At 57.9% G+C, this 23,910-nt stretch carries 24 protein-coding genes; 15 read left to right on the top strand and 9 right to left on the bottom strand.

Annotated features, from left to right (window positions below; translation table 11 throughout):
• Nucleotides 1-7 precede the first annotated feature (7 nt).
• From ACP7A4_RS02700 to ACP7A4_RS02690, 3 genes are read left to right on the top strand one after another with little or no spacing between them, the layout of a single operon-like run.
• Nucleotides 8-889 carry a DUF692 domain-containing protein gene (locus ACP7A4_RS02700; RefSeq protein ID WP_426245887.1) on the top strand — a complete coding sequence of 294 codons (882 nt, stop codon included), beginning with the start codon at nucleotides 8-10 and terminating at the stop codon, nucleotides 887-889.
• Nucleotides 886-1,662, top strand: a complete 777-nt coding sequence (locus ACP7A4_RS02695; protein ID WP_203302369.1) for a DNA-binding domain-containing protein — start codon at nucleotides 886-888, stop codon at nucleotides 1,660-1,662. Before ACP7A4_RS02700 ends, ACP7A4_RS02695 begins: the two co-directional genes overlap by 4 nt.
• Nucleotides 1,659-2,162, top strand: a complete 504-nt coding sequence (locus ACP7A4_RS02690; protein WP_059764847.1) for a DoxX family protein — start codon at nucleotides 1,659-1,661, stop codon at nucleotides 2,160-2,162. The genes ACP7A4_RS02695 and ACP7A4_RS02690 overlap by 4 nt, the downstream gene beginning before the upstream one ends.
• Here ACP7A4_RS02690 and ACP7A4_RS02685 read toward each other — a convergent pair.
• On the bottom strand, nucleotides 2,159-3,067 hold the full coding sequence (locus ACP7A4_RS02685; protein ID WP_426245421.1) for a LysR family transcriptional regulator: 909 nt from the start codon (nucleotides 3,065-3,067) through the stop codon (nucleotides 2,159-2,161). The two genes, ACP7A4_RS02690 and ACP7A4_RS02685, sit on opposite strands and share 4 nt — an antisense overlap.
• 104 nt (nucleotides 3,068-3,171) lie before the next feature.
• Here ACP7A4_RS02685 and ACP7A4_RS02680 point away from each other — a divergent pair, with 104 nt between their 5' ends.
• From ACP7A4_RS02680 to nhaA, 4 genes are all read left to right on the top strand, one after another.
• Nucleotides 3,172-3,771 carry a short chain dehydrogenase gene (locus ACP7A4_RS02680; RefSeq protein ID WP_048362719.1) on the top strand — a complete coding sequence of 200 codons (600 nt, stop codon included), beginning with the start codon at nucleotides 3,172-3,174 and terminating at the stop codon, nucleotides 3,769-3,771.
• Nucleotides 3,772-3,830: 59 nt separating this feature from the next.
• On the top strand, nucleotides 3,831-4,502 hold the full coding sequence (locus ACP7A4_RS02675; protein WP_059765189.1) for a COG3650 family protein: 672 nt from the start codon (nucleotides 3,831-3,833) through the stop codon (nucleotides 4,500-4,502).
• A gap of 115 nt (nucleotides 4,503-4,617) precedes the next feature.
• Entirely contained in the window at nucleotides 4,618-6,228 is a 1,611-nt protein-coding gene (locus ACP7A4_RS02670; RefSeq protein WP_426245418.1) for an NAD(P)/FAD-dependent oxidoreductase, read from the top strand.
• 246 nt (nucleotides 6,229-6,474) lie between these two features.
• The gene (nhaA, locus tag ACP7A4_RS02665; protein ID WP_203302364.1) at nucleotides 6,475-7,659 is read left to right on the top strand and encodes a Na+/H+ antiporter NhaA; all 1,185 of its coding nucleotides are present in this window, start codon (nucleotides 6,475-6,477) and stop codon (nucleotides 7,657-7,659) included.
• A gap of 221 nt (nucleotides 7,660-7,880) precedes the next feature.
• Here nhaA and ACP7A4_RS02660 read toward each other — a convergent pair whose 3' ends face one another.
• Nucleotides 7,881-8,345, bottom strand: a complete 465-nt coding sequence (locus ACP7A4_RS02660; RefSeq protein ID WP_048362716.1) for a glycine zipper 2TM domain-containing protein — start codon at nucleotides 8,343-8,345, stop codon at nucleotides 7,881-7,883.
• Between the two features lie 186 nt (nucleotides 8,346-8,531).
• On the opposite strand from ACP7A4_RS02660, the gene ACP7A4_RS02655 reads away from it, so the two are divergent.
• Nucleotides 8,532-8,813 carry a hypothetical protein gene (locus ACP7A4_RS02655; protein ID WP_203302363.1) on the top strand — a complete coding sequence of 94 codons (282 nt, stop codon included), beginning with the start codon at nucleotides 8,532-8,534 and terminating at the stop codon, nucleotides 8,811-8,813.
• Here the strand turns inward: ACP7A4_RS02655 and pdxH are convergent.
• From pdxH to dinG, 5 genes are all read right to left on the bottom strand, one after another.
• Nucleotides 8,761-9,408: a pyridoxamine 5'-phosphate oxidase gene (gene pdxH, locus ACP7A4_RS02650; protein ID WP_059764854.1), complete on the bottom strand. Its 648-nt coding sequence runs from the start codon at nucleotides 9,406-9,408 to the stop codon at nucleotides 8,761-8,763. The genes ACP7A4_RS02655 and pdxH overlap by 53 nt on opposite strands.
• A gap of 25 nt (nucleotides 9,409-9,433) precedes the next feature.
• Complete coding sequence (locus ACP7A4_RS02645; protein ID WP_426245415.1) at nucleotides 9,434-10,564, bottom strand: OmpA family protein; 1,131 nt, start codon at nucleotides 10,562-10,564, stop codon at nucleotides 9,434-9,436.
• 109 nt (nucleotides 10,565-10,673) lie between these two features.
• Nucleotides 10,674-11,819, bottom strand: a complete 1,146-nt coding sequence (locus tag ACP7A4_RS02640) for a serine hydrolase domain-containing protein (protein WP_426245413.1) — start codon at nucleotides 11,817-11,819, stop codon at nucleotides 10,674-10,676.
• A 358-nt stretch (nucleotides 11,820-12,177) separates the two neighbouring features.
• Nucleotides 12,178-14,529, bottom strand: a complete 2,352-nt coding sequence (locus tag ACP7A4_RS02635; protein ID WP_426245411.1) for a beta-galactosidase — start codon at nucleotides 14,527-14,529, stop codon at nucleotides 12,178-12,180.
• Nucleotides 14,530-14,624: 95 nt separating this feature from the next.
• Complete coding sequence (gene dinG / locus ACP7A4_RS02630) at nucleotides 14,625-16,769, bottom strand: ATP-dependent DNA helicase DinG (RefSeq protein ID WP_059764863.1); 2,145 nt, start codon at nucleotides 16,767-16,769, stop codon at nucleotides 14,625-14,627.
• A 97-nt stretch (nucleotides 16,770-16,866) separates the two neighbouring features.
• Here dinG and ACP7A4_RS02625 point away from each other — a divergent pair, with 97 nt between their 5' ends.
• On the top strand, nucleotides 16,867-17,331 hold the full coding sequence (locus ACP7A4_RS02625; RefSeq protein ID WP_059764865.1) for a CopD family protein: 465 nt from the start codon (nucleotides 16,867-16,869) through the stop codon (nucleotides 17,329-17,331).
• A gap of 87 nt (nucleotides 17,332-17,418) precedes the next feature.
• Here ACP7A4_RS02625 and ACP7A4_RS02620 read toward each other — a convergent pair whose 3' ends face one another.
• Together ACP7A4_RS02620 and ACP7A4_RS02615 are read right to left on the bottom strand one after the other, a co-directional pair.
• Nucleotides 17,419-18,177: a collagen-like protein gene (locus tag ACP7A4_RS02620; protein ID WP_426245408.1), complete on the bottom strand. Its 759-nt coding sequence runs from the start codon at nucleotides 18,175-18,177 to the stop codon at nucleotides 17,419-17,421.
• The gene (locus ACP7A4_RS02615; RefSeq protein ID WP_059764869.1) at nucleotides 18,170-18,448 is read right to left on the bottom strand and encodes a DUF1145 domain-containing protein; all 279 of its coding nucleotides are present in this window, start codon (nucleotides 18,446-18,448) and stop codon (nucleotides 18,170-18,172) included. The genes ACP7A4_RS02620 and ACP7A4_RS02615 overlap by 8 nt, the downstream gene beginning before the upstream one ends.
• Before the next feature lie 219 nt (nucleotides 18,449-18,667).
• Here ACP7A4_RS02615 and ACP7A4_RS02610 point away from each other — a divergent pair, with 219 nt between their 5' ends.
• The 6 genes from ACP7A4_RS02610 to ACP7A4_RS02585 all read left to right on the top strand — a co-directional run bounded on the left by ACP7A4_RS02610 (nucleotide 18,668) and on the right by ACP7A4_RS02585 (nucleotide 23,843).
• Nucleotides 18,668-19,165 carry a DUF6231 family protein gene (locus ACP7A4_RS02610; RefSeq protein WP_059764871.1) on the top strand — a complete coding sequence of 166 codons (498 nt, stop codon included), beginning with the start codon at nucleotides 18,668-18,670 and terminating at the stop codon, nucleotides 19,163-19,165.
• Nucleotides 19,166-19,169: 4 nt separating this feature from the next.
• On the top strand, nucleotides 19,170-19,646 hold the full coding sequence (locus ACP7A4_RS02605) for a YchJ family protein (RefSeq protein ID WP_203302358.1): 477 nt from the start codon (nucleotides 19,170-19,172) through the stop codon (nucleotides 19,644-19,646).
• Between the two features lie 32 nt (nucleotides 19,647-19,678).
• On the top strand, nucleotides 19,679-20,164 hold the full coding sequence (locus ACP7A4_RS02600; RefSeq protein ID WP_238938262.1) for an LEA type 2 family protein: 486 nt from the start codon (nucleotides 19,679-19,681) through the stop codon (nucleotides 20,162-20,164).
• Between the two features lie 7 nt (nucleotides 20,165-20,171).
• Nucleotides 20,172-20,384, top strand: coding sequence for an SEC-C metal-binding domain-containing protein (locus tag ACP7A4_RS02595; protein ID WP_426245405.1), 213 nt, complete (start codon nucleotides 20,172-20,174; stop codon nucleotides 20,382-20,384).
• 201 nt (nucleotides 20,385-20,585) lie between these two features.
• On the top strand, nucleotides 20,586-21,227 hold the full coding sequence (locus ACP7A4_RS02590; protein WP_426245403.1) for a glutathione binding-like protein: 642 nt from the start codon (nucleotides 20,586-20,588) through the stop codon (nucleotides 21,225-21,227).
• A 171-nt stretch (nucleotides 21,228-21,398) separates the two neighbouring features.
• Nucleotides 21,399-23,843 carry a penicillin acylase family protein gene (locus tag ACP7A4_RS02585; RefSeq protein WP_203302356.1) on the top strand — a complete coding sequence of 815 codons (2,445 nt, stop codon included), beginning with the start codon at nucleotides 21,399-21,401 and terminating at the stop codon, nucleotides 23,841-23,843.
• Nucleotides 23,844-23,910: the final 67 nt, after the last annotated feature.

The raw sequence follows: 23,910 nt of genomic DNA, 5'->3' as shown, positions 1-23,910 counted from the left end.
CATGATGATGCACAGCCCTGATGCTTCGCTCATCGCGCCTGGTGCGCCCCAACTTCCACCGCGCGTGGGGTTGGGGCTCAAGGCCGAGCATTTCAAGGATGTACTCCAAACCCGTCCTGATGTCGGGTTCTTCGAAGTACATGCCGAAAATTACATGGTGGCCGGGGGTCCGTTTCATCATTACTTAACGTTGATTCGTGAACACTACCCGCTGTCCATTCACGGTGTCGGCCTGTCCATAGGCGCCGACGCAGCGCTCGATTCCGAACATTTGAGACGTTTGAAAACCTTGCTTGAGCGCTACCAGCCCGAGCAGTTTTCCGAACATCTGGCATGGTCCACCCACGGCCCTTTTTTCCTCAATGACCTGCTGCCATTACGCTATGACGACGCCACGCTGATACGGGTGTGCGCCCATATCGACCAGGTCCAGAACACACTGCAACGCACGATGTTGCTGGAAAACCCGGCCACGTATATCGAGTTCGATCAGGCCAGCTACACCGAGGCAGCCTTTATTGAGCAGGTCATACAACGCACCGGCTGCGGCTTGCTGCTGGATGTAAACAACGTTTATGTGTCGTGCATCAACCATGCACGCGCCCCTTTGACCTACATCGATGCCTTACCGTTACACACAGTAGGCGAGCTACATCTGGCGGGTTTTGCCGAAGACACCGACAGCAAGGGTCAACGTTTGTTGATAGACAACCACGGCGCAGCTATCGATGACGCGGTGTGGGCCCTCTATCAGCAGGTGCTGGCACGCACCGGGCCTGTGGCGACGCTGATCGAACGCGACAATCACCTGCCTGAGCTGAGCGCACTGATCACCGAAGCTCAACTCGCCGAGCACTTTTTACACTCAACCCCACAGGTGTTCCCATGACCTTGCAACAGGCATTCAGCGCTGCGGTGCTTGACCCACAACACGCCTGCCCACAAGGGATCATCAGCCCCAGCGGCGGCGATATCCTCAGCCGTTTTTCGGTCTACCGCAACAATGTACAAAGTGGCTTGATCAACGCGTTAGAGTCCAGCTTTCCGGTGGTTGCACAACTGGTCGGCGAAGCGTTCTTTAACGCCATGGCGCAGTTATTTATTCAGAAACACCCACCCCAAAACCCGGTCATGAGCACCTACGGCCGCCAATTTGCGGATTTCATCCAGGGTTTCGCGCCCGCCAACAAAGTGCCTTACCTGGCGGATGTGGCCCGTCTTGAGCGGCTGTGTGTGCAGGCCTTTCACGCCGCCGATGCCAGCCCTGTGGCCCCGCAAACCCTGGCCCTGGCATTGAGCACGCCCGACACATTGGACCAGTTGCGCATGACGCTGCACCCCAGCGTTGCCACCCTGCATTCGCCCTATGCCGTCGCTGCGTTGTGGGCCGCGCATCATGGTCAAGGCCAAATCAAAGGACTTGACCCGCGCCAACCGCAAAGCACATTGGTGCTGCGTAACGGCTTGAGTGTTGAAGTCTTCGCCGTGCGCTCAGGGTGCGTGGCCTTTGTACGGTTTATGAAAAGCGGCTGCCCGCTCGGCGAAGCCGCCGCCTATGCACTGCAAGCCGACCCGCTCTTCGATTTAAGCCAAAGCCTGGCGCTATTGATCAGCCAAGGCGCAATCACTGAACTGCACCCCAGCCCCGAGGTATCGCCATGAACACGTGTGCTGAACATTCCTGCGTGTTTCGGCGCGCACTCGCCCGTGTGATTGGGTGGATGCAATGCATTCCCCACACACTGATCGCCTTGATCGCCCGCGTCTCAATTGCGGCCGTATTCTGGAAGTCCGGGCAAACCAAGGTCGAAGGGTTTGCCGTGGACCTGGTGTCCGGCACGTTCGAACTGGGTGTGCCGCGTTTGTCAGGCTCTGCGGTTTACCTGTTCAGTCACGAATACAAGTTGCCTGTGCTTTCTCCTGAGTTCGCGGCCCACGCGGCGGCGTTTTGCGAACATTTTTTCCCTGTGCTGATCTTACTGGGCCTGGCTACGCGCTTTTCAGCGCTGGCCCTGCTCGGCATGACCCTGACCATTCAGCTCTTCGTCTACCCCGATGCGTATCCCACTCACGGCACGTGGATCGCAATTTTGCTGTACCTGATGGCCAAAGGGCCGGGGGCCTTGTCGATTGATCACCTGATTGCCCGGCGTTTTGGCTAAAGCTGCGCCATGCTCTCACCGCTGCGCTGAAACCAGCCGGCCAGGTAATCTGCCAACACCTGTGTGCGCTTGGGCAAACCGCCCTGATACGGATGCACGAGGTACATCGGGTGACTGCGGGTCTGGTAGTCACGCAGCAATACGCACAAGCGCCCGTCTGCCAATTCGTTGTGAAGCATGTACGACGGCAAACGTGCAATACCGGCGCCAATCACTGCCGCTTTTTTCAGCAAGCTGTAGTGATTACTGGCAAACGGCCCCGAAACACGCACACGATGCAGTTCATGCTGCTGGTGGTACTGCCACTCTTCACGGCCACTGTAGTGACTGTTAAGCAAACAGCTGTGCCCGACCAGTTGCTGTGGCGTTGCGGGCTCGCCGTTTTGCGCCAGGTATGCAGGGCTGGCGCAGGTCATTTCGTGCCAGTTGACCACCTGTTTGGCCACCAGGCGCTCGTGACTGTGCACCTGTGAGCGGATCGCCAAATCAAACCCGTCACGCGCCAGATCGCGATAGCTGTTGTTGAGTTCCAGCTCGACCTGGACATCGGGGTAATCACGCGAGAACTCCAGCAGCAACGAATCGAAGAAGGTTTCACCTAAAGAAACCGGCACCGTCATACGCACAGGCCCCGCCATATCCTCCTTCAGACGAGCTAACGCCTGACGTGCTCGCTCCACTTGCACCACCAATGCCTGCGCTTGGGGCAATAGCGCTGCACCCGCCGCCGTGAGGCTCAAACGACGGGTAGTGCGGTGCAGCAGCACCACCGATAACTGCGCTTCCAATTGGCTGATGCGTTTGGACAACTGACCCTTGCTGCAACCCAGTTGCTGGGCTGCCAAGGTAAAACTGCCCGCGTCGATCAACACGGCAAACGCCGCAAGGTCATCCATTTCGCTCATCAATTGTTTCCATATGAAAACCAAAGGTTGCCTATTAGTGCGCTTATCGCTCTAAAAAACCAGTACTAGACTGAGTCCACACCCTCCCACTCCAGGAACACATCATGAAAATTCTGTTGATCGGCGCACACGGCACCATCGGTTCGGCCATTGATCGCGAACTCTCGGGCCGCCATGAGATCGTGCGCATTGGCCTTAAAAGTGGTGATGTGCAGGTGGACATCAGCGACAGCGCCTCGATTCGCAAACTGTTTGAACAAACCGGTCGTTTTGACGCGCTGATCTGCGCCGCCGGTAGCGTCACGTTTGCTCCCTTGGGCGAGATGAGTGAAAAAGACTTTGCATTGGGCTTGCAGAACAAACTCATGGGCCAAGTCAACTTGCTGTTGATCGGGCGCGAATTCGCCAATGATGGCGCCTCGTTCACCTTCACCAGCGGTGTGATCAATCGCGAACCGATTCGCACGGGCAGTTCGGCAGCGCTGGTGAATGCCGCACTGGATGGCTTTGTAAAAGCTGCCGCCATCGAACTGCCCCGTGGGCTACGGGTGAACTCGGTCAGCCCGACGGTGCTCGAAGAAGCCATGGGCCATTACGCACCGTACTTCCGCGGTTTCAAGCCGGTGCCGGCTGCGGACGTGGCTTTGGCGTACGCCAAAAGTGTCGAAGGTCTGCACACAGGTCAGACCTATCAGGTGGGCTAAACACTTGTGATGCGCGGCGCGCCTAAGTAACGTGGCGACACTTGTCAGGAGTCCCAATGATGCGTGTTGCCCGTTCCTTCGTTTTAGTCGCCCTGCTCCCCGTGTTTGCGGGCTGCCAACTGTTCAACAGCAAACCGGTGGACAGCAATGCCGGTTTGTCCCGCCTGCAAGGTGAACTGCTCTCGGCCAACGGCGAGCTGGTGTTCCAACCCTGTATCGGGCAACAGCGCTATGTGGTTCGCGACAGCGCTAATACCACCCTCGTACAAGATGCGACGGATATGCCTGTCAAACCTGGCGCGTTATTCGCAGATATTCGTGGCAGCTTTACTGCCAGCAAATCAGCCGGTTCCGATGGCGAAGTCAATGTTAAGCAGCTCTATCGTCTGGAGCGCAGCAGCAACGCCTGCAAAGACCCGAACTTCAAACAACTGACTGTGCATGCCAACGGTAACGGCCCGACGTGGGAAGTGCGCGCCAGCGGCAAAGGGCTGCAACTGACCCGTGAAGGCCAGCCGCCGCTCGTACTGCCCTATGTTGAAGAACAAGTGGGCGACGGCCGCTTCTACTTGTCCACTGAAGCCAACAACCAGCGCATCGAACTGTGGGTCGCCCCGCAACGCTGCACCGACAGCGTTGATGGCAGCGTGCAGCACCTGGGCGCCGAACTGCGCGTCAATGGTCAGGTTCAACGCGGCTGCGGTTATTTCGGCGGCGCACGGAACGATTAATCGACGATTGTTACTGAACATTGCCGTTTTAGCCTGACGGTTTTACCCCGAAGCAGCCTATAATTGCCGGTCTATGGCTGCTGGGGTATACCCGGCCCCGATACTGGACACCGTCATGTTACGAATTACCGAACTCAAGTTGCCGATCGACCATCCCGAAGAAGACCTGCGCCCTGCCATCGTGCAACGCCTGGGCATCGCCGATGCTGACCTGCTCGACTTCACCTTGTTCAAGCGCAGCTACGATGCGCGTAAAAAATCTTCCGAACTGTGCTTTATCTACACCATCGACCTGTCGGTGCGTGATGAAGCGCCGTTGCTGCTCAAGTTCGCGGACGACCGCAACGTCAATCCGGCACCGGATGTCAGCTACAAAGTCGTCGGTCACGCCCCACACGATTTGAGCGAACGCCCGATTGTGGTCGGCTTCGGACCTTGCGGCATTTTTGCTGGCCTGTTGCTGGCACAGATGGGTTTCAAGCCCATCATCCTTGAGCGCGGCACTGAAGTGCGCCAGCGCACCAAAGATACGTGGGGGCTGTGGCGCAAAAACGTGCTCAACCCGGAGTCCAACGTGCAGTTTGGTGAAGGCGGTGCCGGGACATTCTCTGACGGCAAACTGTACAGCCAGATCAAAGATCCCAAGCACCACGGTCGAAAAGTGCTGCACGAGTTCGTGAAAGCAGGCGCACCCGACGAAATCCTCTACGTCAGCAAGCCGCATATCGGTACGTTCCGTCTGACCGGTGTCGTAGAAAACATGCGTCAGCAAATCGAAGCGCTGGGTGGCGAAGTGCGCTTCCAGCAACGCGTGGCAGATGTACTGATCGACAATGGTCAGCTGACCGGCGTGGTACTGACCGATGGCGAGCAACTGAACTCCCGCCATGTGATCCTGGCGTTGGGCCACAGTGCCCGTGACACCTTCCGTATGCTGCACGACCGTGGCGTGTACATGGAAGCCAAGCCGTTCTCGGTAGGCTTTCGGATTGAACACCCGCAATCGCTGATCGACAGCGCGCGGTTGGGCAAATACGCCGGTCACCCGAAACTGGGTGCCGCTGACTACAAGTTGGTGCACCACGCTAAAAACGGTCGCTCGGTGTACAGCTTCTGCATGTGCCCTGGCGGTACTGTGGTTGCCGCCACCAGCGAGCCTGGCCGTGTGGTCACCAACGGCATGAGCCAATACTCGCGTAACGAGCGCAATGCCAACTCGGGCATCGTGGTCGGCATCACCCCCGAAGACTATCCGGGCGGCCCATTGGCCGGTATCGAACTGCAAGAACGCCTCGAAGCGCATGCCTATATTTTGGGTGGCAGCAACTACGAAGCGCCCGCGCAGTTGGTCGGTGACTTTATTGCCGGTAAACCTTCGACGGCCTTGGGCAGTTTAGAACCGTCGTACAAGCCTGGTGTAGCGCTGGGCGACCTGGCGCTGGCCTTGCCCGATTACGCCATTGAAGCCATCCGCGAAGCCTTGCCTGCGTTTGAGAAGCAAATCAAAGGCTTCTCGATGCATGACGCGATCCTGACCGGTATCGAAACCCGCACCTCATCGCCCCTGCGCATGACCCGTGACGCTTCGATGCAAAGCCTCAACGTCAAAGGGCTGTTCCCGGCCGGCGAAGGCGCCGGCTATGCGGGCGGCATCCTGTCAGCCGGGGTGGATGGCATTCGCATTGCCGAAGCCGTGGCCCGTGACATGCTCGGCCTCGACGCCTAAAAGCGAATGGGCCCTGTAGGAGCGAGGCAAACTCGCTCCTGCAGGTTCTTTTCCTGCGTTGTTAAACCCCTTTCCTACGGTCGTTAACGGCATATTCCCGACTCAATTTGACATACAACGGCCAGCGTTTTTGGCAGTGTGATATCACGCACCTGCTTATAACAAAAAAGAATATAGTTTTTGTTTTAACAACTAACCCCACAGGTTAGGGTGTTGCACCCCTTTACTCATTGATGGAGAGCGACCTTGCCTCTGCGTAGCACTTTCACTCGTTTCTTTCAGTTGGAAGCTGCCAGCGGTTTGCTGTTGATTGCCGCAGCCGCTCTGGCTTTGATCATCAACAACTCACCGCTTTCGCACTTCTACATGGCCTTTTTGGACACGCCCGTGGCTGTGCAAATCGGTGCCTTGCAAATTGCCAAACCTTCTCTGCTCTGGATCAACGATGGCCTGATGGCCTTGTTCTTCCTGTTGATCGGCCTTGAGGTCAAACGCGAGTTGCTGGAAGGCCAGCTGTCCAAGCCGTCCCAAGTCGTGCTGCCCGGTGCAGCGGCGATTGGCGGCATGGTGGTGCCAGCGCTGATCTATTGGTTCATCAACAAGGACTACCCGGACGCACTCGGCGGCTGGGCTATCCCGATGGCCACCGACATTGCCTTTGCGCTGGGTGTGCTGGCTCTGCTGGGCAAGCGTGTTCCCGTGTCGCTCAAGCTGTTCCTGATGACCCTGGCAATCATCGACGACTTGGGTGCGATCGTCGTGATTGCACTGTTCTACTCCAGCGAACTGTCGGGTATCTCCTTGGCTCTGGCAGCCGCATGTCTCGTCGCGTTGATCATGATGAACCGGATGGGCGTGATAAAAGTGGCGCCGTACATGATCGTCGGTTTGATCCTGTGGGTGTGTGTGCTCAAAAGTGGCGTGCACGCAACCTTGGCCGGTGTCACCTTGGCGTTCTGCATCCCGCTGCGCACCAAAAACTCGGAGCCATCGCCCCTGATGACCATCGAGCATGCGCTGCACCCTTGGGTGGCTTACGGGATTTTGCCGCTGTTTGCGTTTGCCAATGCGGGCGTCTCTCTGTCCGGCATCACCCTGCATAACTTCATCAGCCACGTACCCATGGGGATCGCCGCAGGCTTGCTGATTGGTAAAACCGTCGGCGTGTTCGGCCTGACCTGGCTCGCAGTCAAAACCGGGTTGGCCGCATTGCCGTCCGGCGCTAATTGGGGGCAAGTCTTTGGCGTGGCGATCCTGTGCGGTATCGGCTTCACCATGAGCCTGTTTGTCGGCTCACTGGCGTTTGTCGCAGGCAGTAGCGACTACGTGGGCATGGACCGCATGGGTATCCTCACCGGTTCGATCCTGGCGGCGTTGATCGGTTATGCCGTCACCGCCATGGCGAGTCGCAAGCAACAGCTCTCCTCGTAGCCGTACGATTGCGCACCTGCGCTCTGTAGGTGTTCGATCGAGCCTTAAACCCTGTCACTGCGGTGTGCCTGACATACCCTGTTGACGGGGCTTACGACGACCCCGTCGCCGGACGCAGCCTCGCGCTGATCGTCAGCGGCCGCAGGTTTTCACGCAGGCGACAGGTAATAAAAAACCCCGGCCAGTTCACACTGGCCGGGGTTTTGTTTTTGCGCGATGACTTATTGAGTGACGCGGCTGGTGCCGTCAACGGTCATGATGCGCACGCGCTCACCGGTGCGGAACACTTGGTTAGGTTCAACTTGTTGAACATAAGCACGGGTGCTGCCGTCGTCTTCACGCACGGTAATCTCAACGCCCTGGGTTTTAGTCAGGCCCGATTCAGCCGCAGAACCCAGCAAGCCACCGGCGACAGCGCCGATAACCGCTGTGACGATGCTACCGCGCCCGCCACCAATTGCACTGCCACCCACCCCACCTACGATGGCGCCAGTTGCAGCACCGATTGGGGTCTTGGTGCCTTCAATTTGCACAGGGCGTAAAGCCACGATGGTGCCCATACGAACCGTTTGTACACGGCGGGCTTCATCACGCGAGTAAGAGTCGCCAGTCAAGTTGGAGGTGCAGCCGCCCAACAAGACTGTCATGGTAGAAAAAGCAGCAATTAACAGTACGGACTTACGCATTTAGATCAACTCCAAAAGATCAGGGGTTCATTAAACTCCGCTGCTTGAGGCCTGTCACGGCTCAGCCCGGATAAAATGGCCTTTATTCAGCGCTTGTACAGGCAAATTCAAGCCATCACTTATTCAAAACGTTAAGCAAGCGTAGCGGGAAATCGACGAATTCGCCTCGCCCATCACAGGACCGTCATGGACTACTTCATCATTTTCATCACCACTGCCGCCGGGTTGTATTTCCACGGGTGGCTGTATGTCCGTATCAAGCGCTGGATGGACAGGGATTTGGCGCTGTCTTTAGCAGGAGACGATCCCGCCAAGAAGGACTTTATGCTGCAACGCCTGGCAGCAGCGCGCCAGCAGAACATCAAACGCCGCGACTTGCCTCAATGGCTGCACACTGCGGCGGCTGACTACAGCATCAAGGCGCCAGCCGCTCCCGCGTCCAGTCAGCCCCCTCACGCCGATAGTTGAGGCGATCATGCAAGCGACTAGGTCGCCCCTGCCAGAACTCGATACGCTCGGGTAACAACCTGAAGCCGCCCCAGTGCTCAGGACAATGGGGCTGCGTGTCGCTGAAACGCTCTTGAGTAACGCGAAGCAATTGGGCTAACGCCTCACGGTCTGCAATGACCTGACTTTGCGGTGACGCCCACGCGCCGATCCGGCTGCCCAGTGGGCGCACCTGATAGTAAGCGTCAGACTCCTCTGGCGTGACCTTGACCACTTGGCCCTCGATACGCACCTGACGCTCCAGCGTTGGCCAGAAAAATGTCATGGCTGCGTAAGGCCGTGCTGCCAGTTGCTGACCTTTGGCACTTGTGTAGTTGGTAAAGAAGGTAAAGCCCTGTGCATCCAGCCCTTTTAGCAGCAGGACCCGGCAATGCGGACGCCCGTCATCATCAACCGTTGCCAAGGTCATGGCATTGGCTTCGACAGGCGGTTGCTCGGTTTTGACCGCATCTGCAAACCATTGGTGAAACAGCGCGAAAGGCTCCGCCGGGGCCTGAGCCTCGGCGAGTCCATCACGGGTGTAATCGCGTCGCATATCTGCCAGCGCTTGAGTCATGACACCCTCCCGTTAATCAAACCGATTAATTCTTGGCTTGAGCGTTGGCAACGTCCTTTTTGGCCGCTGCGCTTTTCGCGACGACGGCTTTCTTGGCCGGCGCAGCTTTCACGGGCTTCTTGGCAGGCGCGGATTTTTTGGCAACGACGGCTTTCTTGGAAGCGGCCGCGCCCTTTTTAGCCGCTACGGCCTTGGTCGGCGCAACGGCGGGCTGCACAGCGACCAGATCGGCTGGCGACAACGTCGGCTGGCTGTATTTGCTGACCAGCGCCAACATAGTGTTTTGCGGCGTCATCAGAATTTCAACCCGACGGTTCAATGCACGACCTTCGTTGCTGTCGTTGGCCGCACGCGGCATCACCGAGCCCATGCCACGCAGGGTCAAGCGGTTGGCTTGCAAGCCGCTCATGCGGAAAATAGCCGCCACCGAACGCGCACGGTCCAGGCTCAGCTTGGTGTTACCCGCCATAGCGCCTGTGGAGTCGGCATGGCCGAGTACCAGCACGGCGGTTTTAGGATCGCCTTCAACCACTTTAGCAACGCGTGTGAAAGGGCCCAGCATAGAAGGCATCAACAAGTCAGGACGCGTGGTTTTGAACGAGCTGTCCGCAGAAGCCACGATCACCAGCAGGCTTTCGCGGCGCTCAAGTTGCAGGTTGGTGTCTTTGATGGCAGCGCGCAAACGAGGTTCGTATTCGTCCAGCCAGGCTTGAGTGATTTTTGGGTCTGGCATCGGGACGACGTTGGCAGCAGTCGTTTTGCTGTCTTTAGCAGTGCTGCCGAACGGCCACCACCAGTTCTTTTCAGTGCTGGTCGCGGTTGCGGGCGCAGCCGCCACGGTTTTTGGTTTTTGCGCCGGGGTGTCTTTCTTCGCGCTGTCAGAGCCGAAAGGCCACCAATCGAAGCCGCTGTCTTTTTTGGCGTCTGCTACGGCTGGCGCAGCTGCGGCCTTGGCAACCACGGGCGCAGCGGCTTTTTTATCCGCGGGCTTGGTCGCTACGGCATCCTTTTTATCGACCGAAGCGGGGGCGTCAGCTTGATCAGACGCGCCCAGCTGCCACCATTTGTGGCCACCTTCGGCGTCATTTTGTGGAGTTTGTGCGCAACCGGTGATGGCCAGGCACAGGGCCAAGGCGAGGGTCTTATTAGATGACATTGAATATCCACACAATGAATTAGAAATAATCGGACGCGATATACGTATAAAAAAGCGTATTAACCGCATTAAAGCCACAGTGATCCGACCTACGGCCTACAAAAGAGTCTTACAAACACGTCGCTAATACCTGCACCAACTTTTGAGCTCGCGGGTCCATCAGTACATAAGGCCCCAACGTATTGGTGACGAAGCCAAAAGCCACCTCCCGCTGCGGGTCCGCAAACCCAATCGAACCGCCCGCCCCCGGATGGCCAAATGCCTTAGCACTTAAACCATAGGTTGCATTCCCAACCTGGGGCTGATCCAGCATGCAACCCAGGCCAAACCGCGTCTGGGTGCGTAATGTTTTGTCTTCACCCACGCTGTGTTCACGTGTCAGCTCAGCGAACATCTCGGGGCCTAATAGCCTGCCATCCAGCAAACCGCAGTAAAAACCGGCCAGACTGCGGGCATTACCATGACCATTGGCAGCGGGCTGTTCCATCCGCCGCCATTGCGGCTTATTGGTGCTGGTCATAATAGACGGCGGGTTGGTAAATGCCCGGGTGCTCATGGACGCAGGCTCTTTCATCATCGCCATCAATAAGCGCTGCGCAGACGCATCGCCCTGCGTGCCCTTGCTGCGAGCGATATGCGCCACCCGGTAAAATTGGTCATCTGCCAGCCCGATATGAAAATCCAGGCCCAAAGGCTGGGCAGTACGCGCCATGATCGACTGGCCAGGGCTGCGCCCGTCTGCACGCCGAATCAACTCACCGACCAACCAGCCATAGGTGATGGCGGCATAGCCATGGCCTTCGCCCGGCGTCCACCAAGGCGCCTCAGCAGCCAGCGCATCCACCATGGTTTGCCATTCATACAACGCTTCTGGCGGCAATAATTCGCGCAAAGCAGGCAGGCCGGCACGGTGACTCAGCAATTGGCGCAAAGTAATAGACGCTTTGCCAGCAGCCGCAAACTCAGGCCAATACTTTGCCACGGGGGCGTCCAGCGCCAACTTGCCCTCTTCCACCAATTGCAAAGCGGTCACGGCAGTAAAGGTTTTGGTGCAGGAAAACAGGTTGGCAATCGTGTCGGTATGCCACGCGTGCTCACCGTCTTTGTCAGCTGTGCCGGCCCACAGATCAACCACCGTGTCACCGCCAATCTGGATGCACAGCGCTGCACCGCGCTCTTGCGGATCATTGAAAAGATCGGCAAATGCTTCGCGCACTGCTTCGAACTTAAGGTCGTGAAAACCCTGAATCTGCACCCGCACCTCCTGGTTCAAGCATGGCTCTACAAGGCGTGCATTGTTCCAGTCCCTGTCAGATTTTGAAACAGACTAAACGGTTCTGAACGCACAATTTTTGAGCATGCAAAAACAGCCGCCAAAGGTAACGAGATGAGAGTGGATTTTTTGTGAAAAATACGCAGGATTTCAGCAAGCCGTGTAAGAGCGAGCGTGCCTCGCAAGCGCTTTGACCAGCAATCAGTCAGAGCCTGGGGTTTGGAGGGTGAGAAAAAAGTGCTGCGTGCGACTAGATAAAGCTCGTTTTAAGCGTGGAAGGTAAACGTGCAAAGGTCCGATCAGCGACAAAAGACACCGTCGCTGATCGGGGTTCATAGGATCAGTGACCTTTACCTGAATGCCCGCCCGCGTGGCCCGCACCTGAGCCGCCTTCATTGCCATCCTGTGGTGCATGGCGTGGCGCTTTGAGCACTTTTTGTGCGTCAGCTTGGGCCTTGGCAGCCTCTTGGCCGAGTTGGTCAAGCACTTGCAGATTGGTCTTACGCACGCTGTCGACAAACCCGGTAAACGGTAAATCGGTGATGCCGACCAGGCCGAAATGCCCGTTTTCACCGTCGAGCAAGCGCCCGGTCACGGGTTGGTCCAGGTATTGGAACCAATGCACACCCACAATCGAGGGTTCTGCCACAGCTTGCTTGAGGAACTTGGCGTAGGCCGGGCCACGGGCTTCTTCATTGGCCACTTCTGTTACACCGCCCCAGAACGGGCCACGGTCACGCGAACCGAAATTGAACTCGGTGATCATCACCGGTTTATCGAGTGCGTGCAGTTTGGCGAAGTCGTAGCCGTCCTGCGGTTGCAAGGTATAGAAGTTGAAACTCAGTACGTCGCAATACTGCGCGCAAGACGCCACCGCCTGCGGGGTGCTGACTGCAAATCGGCCGCCCAATAACAGGTGATTGGGCGCGTGCCATTTCAAAGAATCGGAGAGGGTCTTGAAGTACGTGTCGGCAAATACTTTTTGGAAATACTGATAGTCGGCTTCGATTTCCGGGTGTTGCGGATTGGGCAACGGTGCTTCGAAGCCCGGGTCTTCGAGCAATTCCCACGCAGCAATTTCAACACCCCACGCCTTGGACAAGCCCTGCTGGTTACGGTATTTGTCGCGCAACTGCTTGAGGAACGCACGCTTGGCCGGCACGTCGGTGGTCATGCGCAACGTGCCCAATGCCAGTGCATAACGGCTTTTGGCATCATCGCCGGGGCCAGCCCATGCCAATTCGTTGTCCGCAAAGTAGCCGATCAACCACGGATCGTCACGATGGTCACGCGCCGCAATGGCCACAGCGCGCTCGGTAGCCATTGCAAAGCGCGGGTCAAACGGGTCAGGCATGCCGCCCCACCAATCAGAACCGGTGCTGATGCTGGCGTAATCACCGACGATCGACAGTGGCAGGGTGTAAGGCACGCGATCATTCTGGCCCAACTGCGGGTCGCTCCAGTTGCCGATGGTGTTGAAACCCCACGCTTGCAGGCGATCCAGCGTGTGGGTTTGCCAGCGTTTGGCATCGAAGGCCTGCGGCGCGCACGGTGCGGTCGGCTGTGCGCCCTCGGCGGGTTTAGTGACACTGCACGGCTGACCATAAATGCGTTGCAGGTTAGCGCCATAAAAGTTGTACCAGCGCCCGGCGTTGAAATCGCGGCCCTGAGTCGCGCCGTTGCCGTTGTTGTGGTTTGAGGTGCCGTAGTAGGCATGCAACGGCTGGTCTTTTTCAGGCAAAGCGCTGAACATCCATTCCCGCCCGGCGACGTACGTCTGACTGTCGTTGGCCGTGACGGCATTCAAGCCCAGGGAGTAAAAAGGGTGGCCCTCGGGAGTGACCAGATTCCAGCGCCCGTCGCGCTTTTCAGTCCGGAAAAAACCCGTGGCTTCAAAAGGGGTGCCCGTGGTCCAGCCGCCGTATTGGTCCTGATCGCCACGTTTGGCCAACCATCCTTTGAGCTGTTGCTGCTCTTTGGCGGCAGCGGCCTTTAGCTGCTCGTCATTGGTCACGCGCTCCGGCCATCTGGCGCGGGTGGACTGCCCATAGCCGTCCACGATCGAGCCGTACACGGCTTTGATTACGCCCTCGCCGTCTTGCACGCCAAAACGTTCCAGCAAGATGCTTTGCGCTGCATTGGGTTGCGGGATCGAGAGGGTCACCGACACCACCTGGCTGCGATCAAGTTCGCCCTGGCTGGCGGCCAGCAAAATGCGTTGCCCATCCAGGGTCATTGGCATCGGCGGCCCGGCGCGCATGCCCTGGCTATGCGGGGTGTTGGCCTGCAAGGGTAATAACAATGTCTGCGCAGGTCCGGCTGGCAAGGCGACCCGGCTGGTCAGGGTTTTACCGTTGCTGCTGTGCACCGTGATGTCGAGGGTCAGCGCCCAGTTCATGGCATTTTGAATGCGCAAGGTCATCATCCCGGACTGCGACCAGTCCCACACACCGGTCTGCGGTTTCAGGATCAGGCTCGGGGTCGTGGCCGGGTTGAAGGTCACACGGCGCAGCACCTCACCCTCCGCCGTTTGCTCCGCATTGTATTGCGGCAAGCTCGCATCCACGGTCGCCACCTGCACCACATCGGCAGGGCGAACGAAGTTGAACAAGGTTTGTTGACCCGCAGGCGCCGCCAGAAGCGGGGTCGTGACCAGCAGCGCTAAAACAGCAGAAAGCGAACGGCGAATCATAAGACAGTGGTTCTCCCTGACGACCGATAAGCGGCCTGTAAGGTGGTGAAAGACAAAGCATAGACAGCAAAATCGGCCATATGGCCGACTTGCACTTAAGAAATTTCGCGCCGGAAAGGCGGCAAGGCATTCAAAATCGCCTTGCCATAACGCTGGGTGACCAGTCGTCGATCCAGCAACGTGATCGTCCCGCGATCCTGCTCGGTGCGCAGCAGGCGCCCGCAAGCCTGCACCAGTTTGAGCGAGGCATCGGGCACGGATATTTCCATGAACGGGTTGCCACCGCGCGCTTCAATCCATTCCGCCAGTGCCGCTTCGACGGGGTCGTCAGGCACTGAGAACGGGATTTTGGCAATGACCACGTGCTCACAATAGGCACCCGGCAAGTCCACGCCTTCGGCAAAACTGGCCAGGCCAAACAGCACACTGGAGTCGCCGCCGTCGACCCGCGCCTTGTGTTTGTTGAGTGTTTCCTGCTTGGACAGATTGCCCTGAATGAACACCTGCTTGCGCCAGTCGCGCTCCAGCCCGTCGAACACGTCCTGCATTTGCTTGCGCGATGAAAACAGCACCAGCGTGCCTTTCGAACCTTCGACCAACCCTGGCAGTTCGCGAATGATCGCAGCCGTGTGGGCCGTTGCATCACGCGGGTCAGCCTTGAGGTCGGGCACTCGCAACACCCCTGCATCGGCATGATGAAACGGACTTGGCACCACCGCCGTCACGGCCTTTTTGGGCAGGCCGGCACGCATACGAAAACGATCGAATGTGCCCAGCGCGGTTAAGGTGGCCGAGGTCACCAGCGCACCATACGCCACGTTCCACAGGTTACGACGCAGCATTTCAGCGGCCAGAATCGGGCTGGCGTTGACCTCAATGTCAAACAACGAGCCGCTTTCAGCCAAGGTCAGCCAGCGCGCCATCGGCGGGTTGTCTTCAGGGTCTTCGGTGGTGAAGGCCGTCCACAGCTCCCAATTGCCCTGGGCGCGGGACAGCAAGCTGCCAAACAACGGGTACCACTCTTCCGCCTGATTGCTGGTGATGCCGATACTGACCTCACCGTCCATGCCGTCTTTGAGGATTTCGGTCAAACGGGTGAACAGGTCGGTGAGGCGCGAGAAACCTTTTTTCAGTTCGATGCCCATTTCGCGCATGTGCTCGGGTATCAATCCCCCGACAAAACGATGGCGCGGGCGCTCACGACCTTCAGGCTCTTCACCGACCTTGAAGTCAGCGATTTGCTCGCAGGTGGTGAACATGAACTGCTGTTGCGCCTTGATCTCTTTGGCCAGCTCGGGCACTTGCTCCAGCAAGCGCCCCAAGTCGCCCGGCAACGGGTGTTGCGCCAGCAGCTTGGTAAGGTTCTTGGCGGTCTGATCCAGCCAGTCGGCGGTCGAGCGCAAACGCGTGTAATGCGCAAAGTGACCAATGGCTTTGTCCGGCAGGTGGTGACCTTCGTCGAACACGTACAGCGTGTCACGCGGGTCGGGCAACACCGCGCCGCCGCCCAGGGCCAGGTCTGCCAGCACCATGTCGTGATTGGTCACGATCACGTCCACTTTACTCATGCCTTCGCGGGCCTTGTAAAAGGCGCATTGGCCAAAATTGGGGCAATGCCGGTTGGTGCATTGGCTATGGTCGGTGGTCAGACGCGCCCAATCCTGGTCTTCGAGGGCCTGAGGCCAACTGTCGCGGTCACCGTCCCACTTATTGCCCGCCAGTTTTTCGATCATGCTGGTGAACAGTTTTTGGCTGGCTTCGTCGACTTCAATCTTGAAGCCTTCCTCTTCAAACAGCTGCGCCGTCGCCGTTTGAGCGTGGCCTTCTTGCAGCAGCATGTCGAGCTTGGACAAGCACATGTAGCGCCCACGGCCTTTGGCCAGCGCGAAACTGAAATTCAAGCCGCTGTTGCGCATCAAATCGGGCAGGTCTTTGTAGACGATTTGCTCTTGCAGGGCCACGGTCGCCGTGGCGATGACCAGACGTTTGCCTGCGGCCTTGGCCGTAGGAATCGCCGCCAGGCTGTAAGCCACGGTTTTGCCGGTGCCGGTGCCCGCTTCTACAGCGACCACAGCCGGTTCGCCACTGCGGTGGCCTTCTTCATCGGTGTCAATGTCGCCGAGCACCTTGGCCACTTCAGCGATCATCAACCGCTGGCCGTAGCGTGGTTTGAGGCTCTTGGCTTCGAGAAAACGCGAGTATGCGCCCTGGATCTGGGATTTGAGTTCGGTACTAATCATGGTTCTTCGGGCGCGAGAAACGCTGGATAAATTTTCAGTGGTTCGAATGGCCGCTATCATACCCCGCTAATTCATCCCGCGCCGCACGGAGTACCTCATGACCGCCTTTGCCCTTGCCTACAGCCTGCATGTTTTGGCCGCCCTGATCTGGGTGGGCGGGATGTTTTTTGCCTGGATGATCCTGCGCCCCGCCAGCGTGGCGGCCCTTGACGGCCCGGCGAGGCTGAAATTGTGGGTCGAGGTCTTTCAGCGTTTTTTTGTGTGGGTCTGGGTGGCCGTCGTGATTTTGCCGATAAGCGGTGTGGGCCTGTTGCAAATCCGCTTTAACGGTTTCGAAACCGCACCGCGTTATGTGCAGATCATGATGGGACTGTACATCGTGATGGTGGCGTTATTTATCCGGATTCAGTCGCTGCAATTGCCTGAACTGCGCAAGGCTGTGGAAACTGAACAGTGGGCAGCAGGCGCGGCGGTGATGGGGAAAATTCGCCGATTGGTGGGGTGTAATTTGATTGTCGGGCTGGTGCTGGTGGCCATTGCGGCAGCGCGCCCTATGTTTTAACGCCTGCGGCCGTTGCATGAGGACCGTCTAACGATCATGCAACAGCTCGCAGCCTTCGCTCCTTGCCAGCGACTACGGCGCCCGCTTTTACAGACGCTGGATCGTTACTGCGCCAGCCGAACCGGTTTCACCTGGCTCACCGGCCAACCCGGGACGGCCCGACTTACCGCCATCCGTGCGATACACCAAGCAACCTTTGGATTTGCCGCCCGATCCTGCGCGCCCGGCGACGCCCGGTTTGCCGCCGGCCCCGCCGTCGACGCGGATTTTGATCAGTTCATCAGGAAAATCACGCGGCAGCTCGACCCGCACCTGCGCACCGGAGGCGCCCTGCTGGCCGTTGCCGCCGTTTTGCCCATTGAAGCCCGAACCTGCCGAACCCCACGTGCAACCCGGCGCCTCGCCGTTACCACCGTCCAAGCCGGCAAAGCCTGGAGCGCCGGTACCGCCACGGGCATCAATGGACAGTTGAGCGGTTTGTAACGCATCAAAGCGCAGGCTCAGATCGCGCGCGGGCCGAGCCGGTTTTTCATAGGTACCCGCCGCGCCGCGGGCGTTGATTTGGCTGCCTTCGCCAAACTCTGCATTCGCTGCCCGCAACTCAATGGCCCGTTTGGCGGGCACGATGGTAATACGTGCCTCATGACCCAAACGCAATTGATCAATGTCGACCTGCGTCACACCCGCCGGGATCAACAAGGTGCCGTAATCCGCAACCTCTAGGGTTTCCAGCTGCAAAACGCTGGCATTGTCAGGCAGGCGCATCAAGGTGTTGGGGGCAACTCTGACCGATTCGGCATGCACAAAGGGGCTGCACAGGGCGACCAGTAAACATAACTTACGCATGATGAGCGCCTTGTTCTGGAGTGGAGCGAAGGGTTTGCAAGTGGAAGATGCCCACCAACAGAATGTTCAGACGATCACGCCAAGGGCGCGGCCGCTGTTTCAAACTGCCGTTAAACAGCAACAGTTCAAGTACATGCGTCAACAGCAGCAAGCTGCCTGCCAAATTAATCAATAAATCGAACGGGTTGATCAGTGGGCTGAACACGTTGATGACAACAACAACCCAGAACAATAGGGTCAAGACTTTCCCCAGCCCCCAAAGCACCTTCATAGCTCCCCCTTTATTTATGTCTTTTTATGTTTTTCTTTGCACGCACCTTAACGGCTCGCACGATAGCTGCGCCAGAGGCCTAGGGAAAATATTCCTGATCGCCTGAGGCCACGCGCGGAATTGACCCGGCCCACACTGCTCCGCTCATAAGCCGCACACATCGACTAGGCCGCGCGCGCTTGGCACGCTAGTCTTGAGCGCTCTGATTGAGGACTGACGATGACCTTTGCTATCTCCACACGCACGCCCCAGCAGGCCTTGGCGGCACTGCTCGATCGTTATGCGCCACAGCGTTTGCTGGTCGTCGGCGCCAGCCGTTTCCCGGCCCTGGAGGCTTATAAGGAGGCTCACCCTGAGGCTTCAATCGCTCAGGCCGCACCCGCAGTCTTGCCGGACGAGTTGGCGGCCCAACGCTTTGACCTTGCCCTTGTGGTGGATTGCCTTGAACACCTGCCAAAACGCGTAGGCTTTGAATTGCTTGCCGGGATTCGTAATCTGAATGCCAGCCGGATTGCCGTGTTGGCAGATCTGACTGCTTGCGAGTGGGCCGAAACGGATTTTTTCGCCTTGGGCCTACAAAACAATGAGAACTTTCAGCGTGACGAGCAGATGCTGACGCTGTTCACTTATGACTTACGCGAGTACAAACAAGTGCCCGACTGGTTGAATGCCAGGTTCTGGGCCAATCCGCAAAATTTCGGCAAGTATTGGTGGTAACCCGATGAGTACATCTATTTGCCCCTGCGGCACCGGCAATTTACTCGACGCATGCTGCGGGCACTATCACGACGGCATTGGGGCTCCCAGCGCCGAAACACTCATGCGCTCGCGCTACAGCGCTTATGTGCTGGGGCTGATCGATTATCTGATTGGCACGACTTTACCCGTGCAGCAACCCGGCCTGGATCGCCAGTCGATTGCAGCCTGGAGTGCCCAAAGCACCTGGTTGGGCCTGGAAGTTGAACAGAGCGAGGTCTTTGGCGGTCAACCTGAACATGCCTTTGTGACTTTTACTGCACGTTGGCACGACGCCGACGGTGAACACCACCACCGAGAGCGCTCCTCGTTCGTGCAAAGTGCTGGTCGCTGGTATTTCATCGACCCCACAGTACCGCTCAAAGTAGGCCGCAATGATGCGTGCCCCTGCGCCAGCGGGCTTAAATTCAAAAAATGCTGCGCCAGCTATTTCGCCCAATAAGCTGAACTGACGCGCGTAATAAGGAGCAAGGAATGGAATCTCGGGCACTTATTAGAAGCTCATTCGCCGTCATGTTAATTGTGGCGCTTTCAGGTTGTGCGTCATGGTTTGAATCAGCCGACAAGGACCCGCAAGTTCGCCTTGCCAAAGTGGAGCTGGTTCAAGCAAAGCTGCTGGAGCAACGCTTCAAATTGCATTTCAGGGTGGATAACCCTAATGACTCGACGCTGACCGTTCGCGGGCTGAGCTACAAAGTGTATCTGGGGCCCGTCTTGCTGACCGAAGGCGAACACAGCCAGTGGTTCAGCGTTGAGCCAAAAAGCCACGTCGACTATGTCGTACCGGTGCGCACCAATATGTGGCAACACGTCAAACCGCTGGTCAAACTGCTCGAATCCCCCGATCAACCGATCCCATACCGGCTGGAAGGCATACTGGAAACCGGATTGTTCTACGGTAACGACGTGCACCTGATGCGCAAAGGCGAGATAATCCCCGGCGATTTTATTCCAGAGTGATTGAGCAATGACCCAGCAACCCCACGTTCACGGCCCGAACTGCAACCACGATCATGACCAGCATGATCACGCCCATGACCACGATAACGGTCATGTGCATGGCCCGAACTGCGGTCACGCCCACCAGGAGCCTGTGCGCAATGCGTTGAAAGACGTTGGCCGCAACGATCCTTGCCCGTGCGGCAGCAGCAAGAAATTCAAGAAGTGCCACGGCGCCTGATACGTTAAAGCGCCTTGCCCACGCCGCACTTGCCTTCAAGCATGTGCGGCGTGTGTGTTTTCACCACATGAAAAATGCATCCAGAACAGGGTCAGGTACTTTCTTCCTGCACAAGATTGAGAGTAAAACTGACAGGCCGCGGTGAACTGTTACCTTTGGCTGGCATCAGTTGCTGCGTGAACTTCCCTTCTGGAGCCCTTCATGATCGATCTTTATTACTGGACCACCCCCAACGGCCACAAGATTTCGCTATTCCTTGAAGAAGCGGGGCTGCCCTATAACGTTCACCCGGTGAACATCGGCAAAAACGAACAGTTCGAACCGTCCTTTCTGAAGATCGCACCTAACAACCGCATCCCGGCCATCGTCGACCAAGCCCCGGCAGACGGCGGCGCCCCGCTGTCACTGTTTGAATCCGGCGCTATCTTGTTGTACCTCGCCGAAAAAACGGGCCAATTCCTGCCCAAGGACCTGCGCGGCCGGCAAATGGCGCTGCAGTGGCTGTTTTGGCAAATGGGCGGCCTGGGGCCGATGGCTGGGCAAAACCATCACTTCAATCGTTTTGCGCCAGAAAAGATTCCTTATGCCATCAAGCGCTATACCGACGAAACCGCACGCCTCTACGGTGTATTGAACAAGCAGCTGGAAGGTCGGGAGTTTGTCGCAGGCGACACGTACAGCATCGCCGACATGGCGATTTACCCCTGGATTGTGCCTCACACCTGGCAAGGTCAAAACCTGGATGACTTCCCGGCGCTCAAAGCCTGGTTTGCCCGCGTCAAGGCACGTCCCGCAACCGAGCGGGCTTATGCGCTGGTGGAAAAAATCAATCCATCGAAGTAAACAGATCCCATCGCTACGCGTAGCTATCTGCGTTGTTTTTGACAGCGTGGCGGGGCATTAATCGCCACCTGTCATACCGACCACAGCTTTTATCTGGCTAGCCCTTGCGCGCCATCATCGGCCTCACTAACGTAGCGCCTTTCGATGACATCCCCCCGCAGGAGCTTTGCCATGGCCTCGCCAGCCCTCACTCATTTTTTACCCCGGTTCGGCGTTGCCGCGGCAGTGGTCGGCTTTTTAAGCCTGACCGGTTGCCAGATAAACAATCACGCCTCTCAAAGCCTGGTACCTGCCTTCGGCGTGCAACCGCTCAAAGGGTTGGCCCAGAACGTCTCGGTGCGTCGTAATAGTCAGGGCATGCCGCTGATTGAAAGCAGCAGCTTTCATGACGCGTTGTTCACCCTGGGTTACGTGCATGCGAGTGATCGCTTCAGCCAAATGGTGCGCTTGCGCTTGCTTGCTCAGGGCCGCCTGGCGGAACTCAACGGCGCCGACGCCCTGCAAACCGATCGCCTGATGCGCAGCATCAACCTGAAAAAAAACGCCAGCGAACTCTATAAAAGTGCATCGCCGCGCCTCAAAAGGTTCTTCGAAGTCTATGCTCGCGGCGTGAACGCTTATGTGTTCCGCTACCGCGACAAACTGCCCGCTGATCTGGCACAGGCCGGTTATAAAGCCGAGTACTGGAAGCCTGAAGATTCAGCCTTGATTTTCAGCCTGCTGAGCTTCGGCATGTCGACCAACTTGCAAGAAGAGCTGAACACCTTGGTGCTGGCGCAGAAAGTCGGCACCGACAAGCTCCCATGGCTGGTGCCGACGTACCCCGGCGAAGCCTTGCCCAGCGCCGAGGCCGACAAACTCAAAGGCCTGAACCTGAGCGGCCAGTTACAAGGGCTGGACAGCGTCACTCAAGCCCTTGAGCAAGTCACGCGCTTGAGTATGCCGGGTGTCACCGCGTCCAGTGACTGGGCGTTTGGCCCACAGCGCAGCCGCACAGGCAAAAGCCTGCTGGCCACTGATATCCACCAACCGATTGGCATACCGTCCGCCTGGAGCTACGTGCAAATTCGCGCACCAAAATATCAGGCTGCTGGCGCCTCGATTGCGGGCCTACCGACGCTGTTTGCCGGTTTCAATGGCAAAGTCGCTTGGGGCATGAGCATGGCGATGGGCGACAACCAGGACGTATTCCTGGAGAAGCTCAAGCGCCAGGGCAACAGTGTGTATTACCTCGCCAATGGCAAATGGGTGCCCGCGAGTGTGCGCAACGAAACCTTTTTCATCAAAGGCCAGCGCCCCATTCGCGAAGCACTGTATGAAACCCGCCACGGCCCTTTGCTCAATAACCCGCTGAACAGCACTCTGGGGCTTGCCCTGCAAGTACCGGACTTCAAGGGTGACAAGACCCTTGATGCGTTTTTCGATCTGTCGCGTGCGCAAAACAGTGAAGCCGCCTCCGATGCCAGTCGCGAAATCCGCGCCGTAGCGCTGAATCTTCTCTATGCCGACGCCCAACACATCGGCTGGCAATTGACGGGGCTTTATCCTAATCGCCGCGAAGGTCTGGGGTTGTTCCCGTCGCCGGGCTGGGACAGTCGCTATGACTGGGACGGTTATGCCGACGCCATGCTGCACCCCTACGACCAGGACCCGGCGCAAGGCTGGCTCGGCATGGCGAACCAGCGCACGGCTGCGTACGGCTATGGCATGCAGCTGTCCAACTCGTGGTTATCGCCCGAGCGCAGTGAGCGCATTGCGCAACTGGCGGCCAGCGGCAGGCAGGACGCGCGCAGCCTGATTGCCATGCAGTACGACCAGACCACCCTGTTCGCCCCCAAGCTTAAGGCCATGCTTACAGCCCCCGGCATGGCGCAGCCGTTGAAGCAAGCGATTGCCGGGCTACCCGCAGGCGAGCAGGTCAAAGCCCGCGAAGCCTTGGCGCGCTTATTGGCGTTTGACGGCAAACTCAGCGCCACCTCCGCCGATGCGGCGTTGTATGAACTGTTTTTGCAGCAAAGTGCCGAGCAAACGTTCCTCAGCGCACTTGGCCCGCAAAACAGCGCGAGCTGGAAGGCCTTCATCAGCAATGGCAACCTGTCGTACTCCGCTCAGGCTGACCACCTGTTGAGCCGCGAAGACAGCCCGTTCTGGGATGATGCAAAAACGGCGCAAAAAGAAGACAAACCCACGGTGTTGGCGCGCAGCCTGGTGGCCGCAGTGAACGCCGCAGAACAGTCGATGGGCCCCGATCACAAAGCCTGGCAATGGGGCAAGCTGCACCATTACGTATGGCGTAACGCCGAAGGGCAAACCGTGCGCGGCCCGATTGCAGCGGGCGGCGATCACACCACGCTGAACATGGCGGCCTACAACATGGGCGCTGGCGACTTCGAGGCCACTGTGATTCCAGCAATGCGCATGATCATCGACTTTGGCCAAATCGAACCCATGATGGCGCAAAACAGCACGGGACAATCGAGTAACCCGGCCAGCCCGCATTATGCTGACGGCATCGATCCGTGGCTCAAGGGCCAGTACCTCAGCTTCCCGATGCAGCCGCAAAACTTTGACAAGGTGTATGGCAAAACACGATTGACTCTGACACCCGGCAAGTAAAACCGGCGGCCAGACCTATGAGGCGCAGGCCCCGGCTAAGGCCAAGATGCCCTTGCGCTGCGAATTG

Origin of the sequence: Pseudomonas sp. TWR3-1-1, from assembly GCF_049896545.1 — a bacterium.
Lineage (GTDB): Bacteria > Pseudomonadota > Gammaproteobacteria > Pseudomonadales > Pseudomonadaceae > Aquipseudomonas > Aquipseudomonas weihenstephanensis.
Note: the sequence above shows the minus strand (reverse complement) of the source record. Positions and strands in the feature narration are given on the sequence as shown.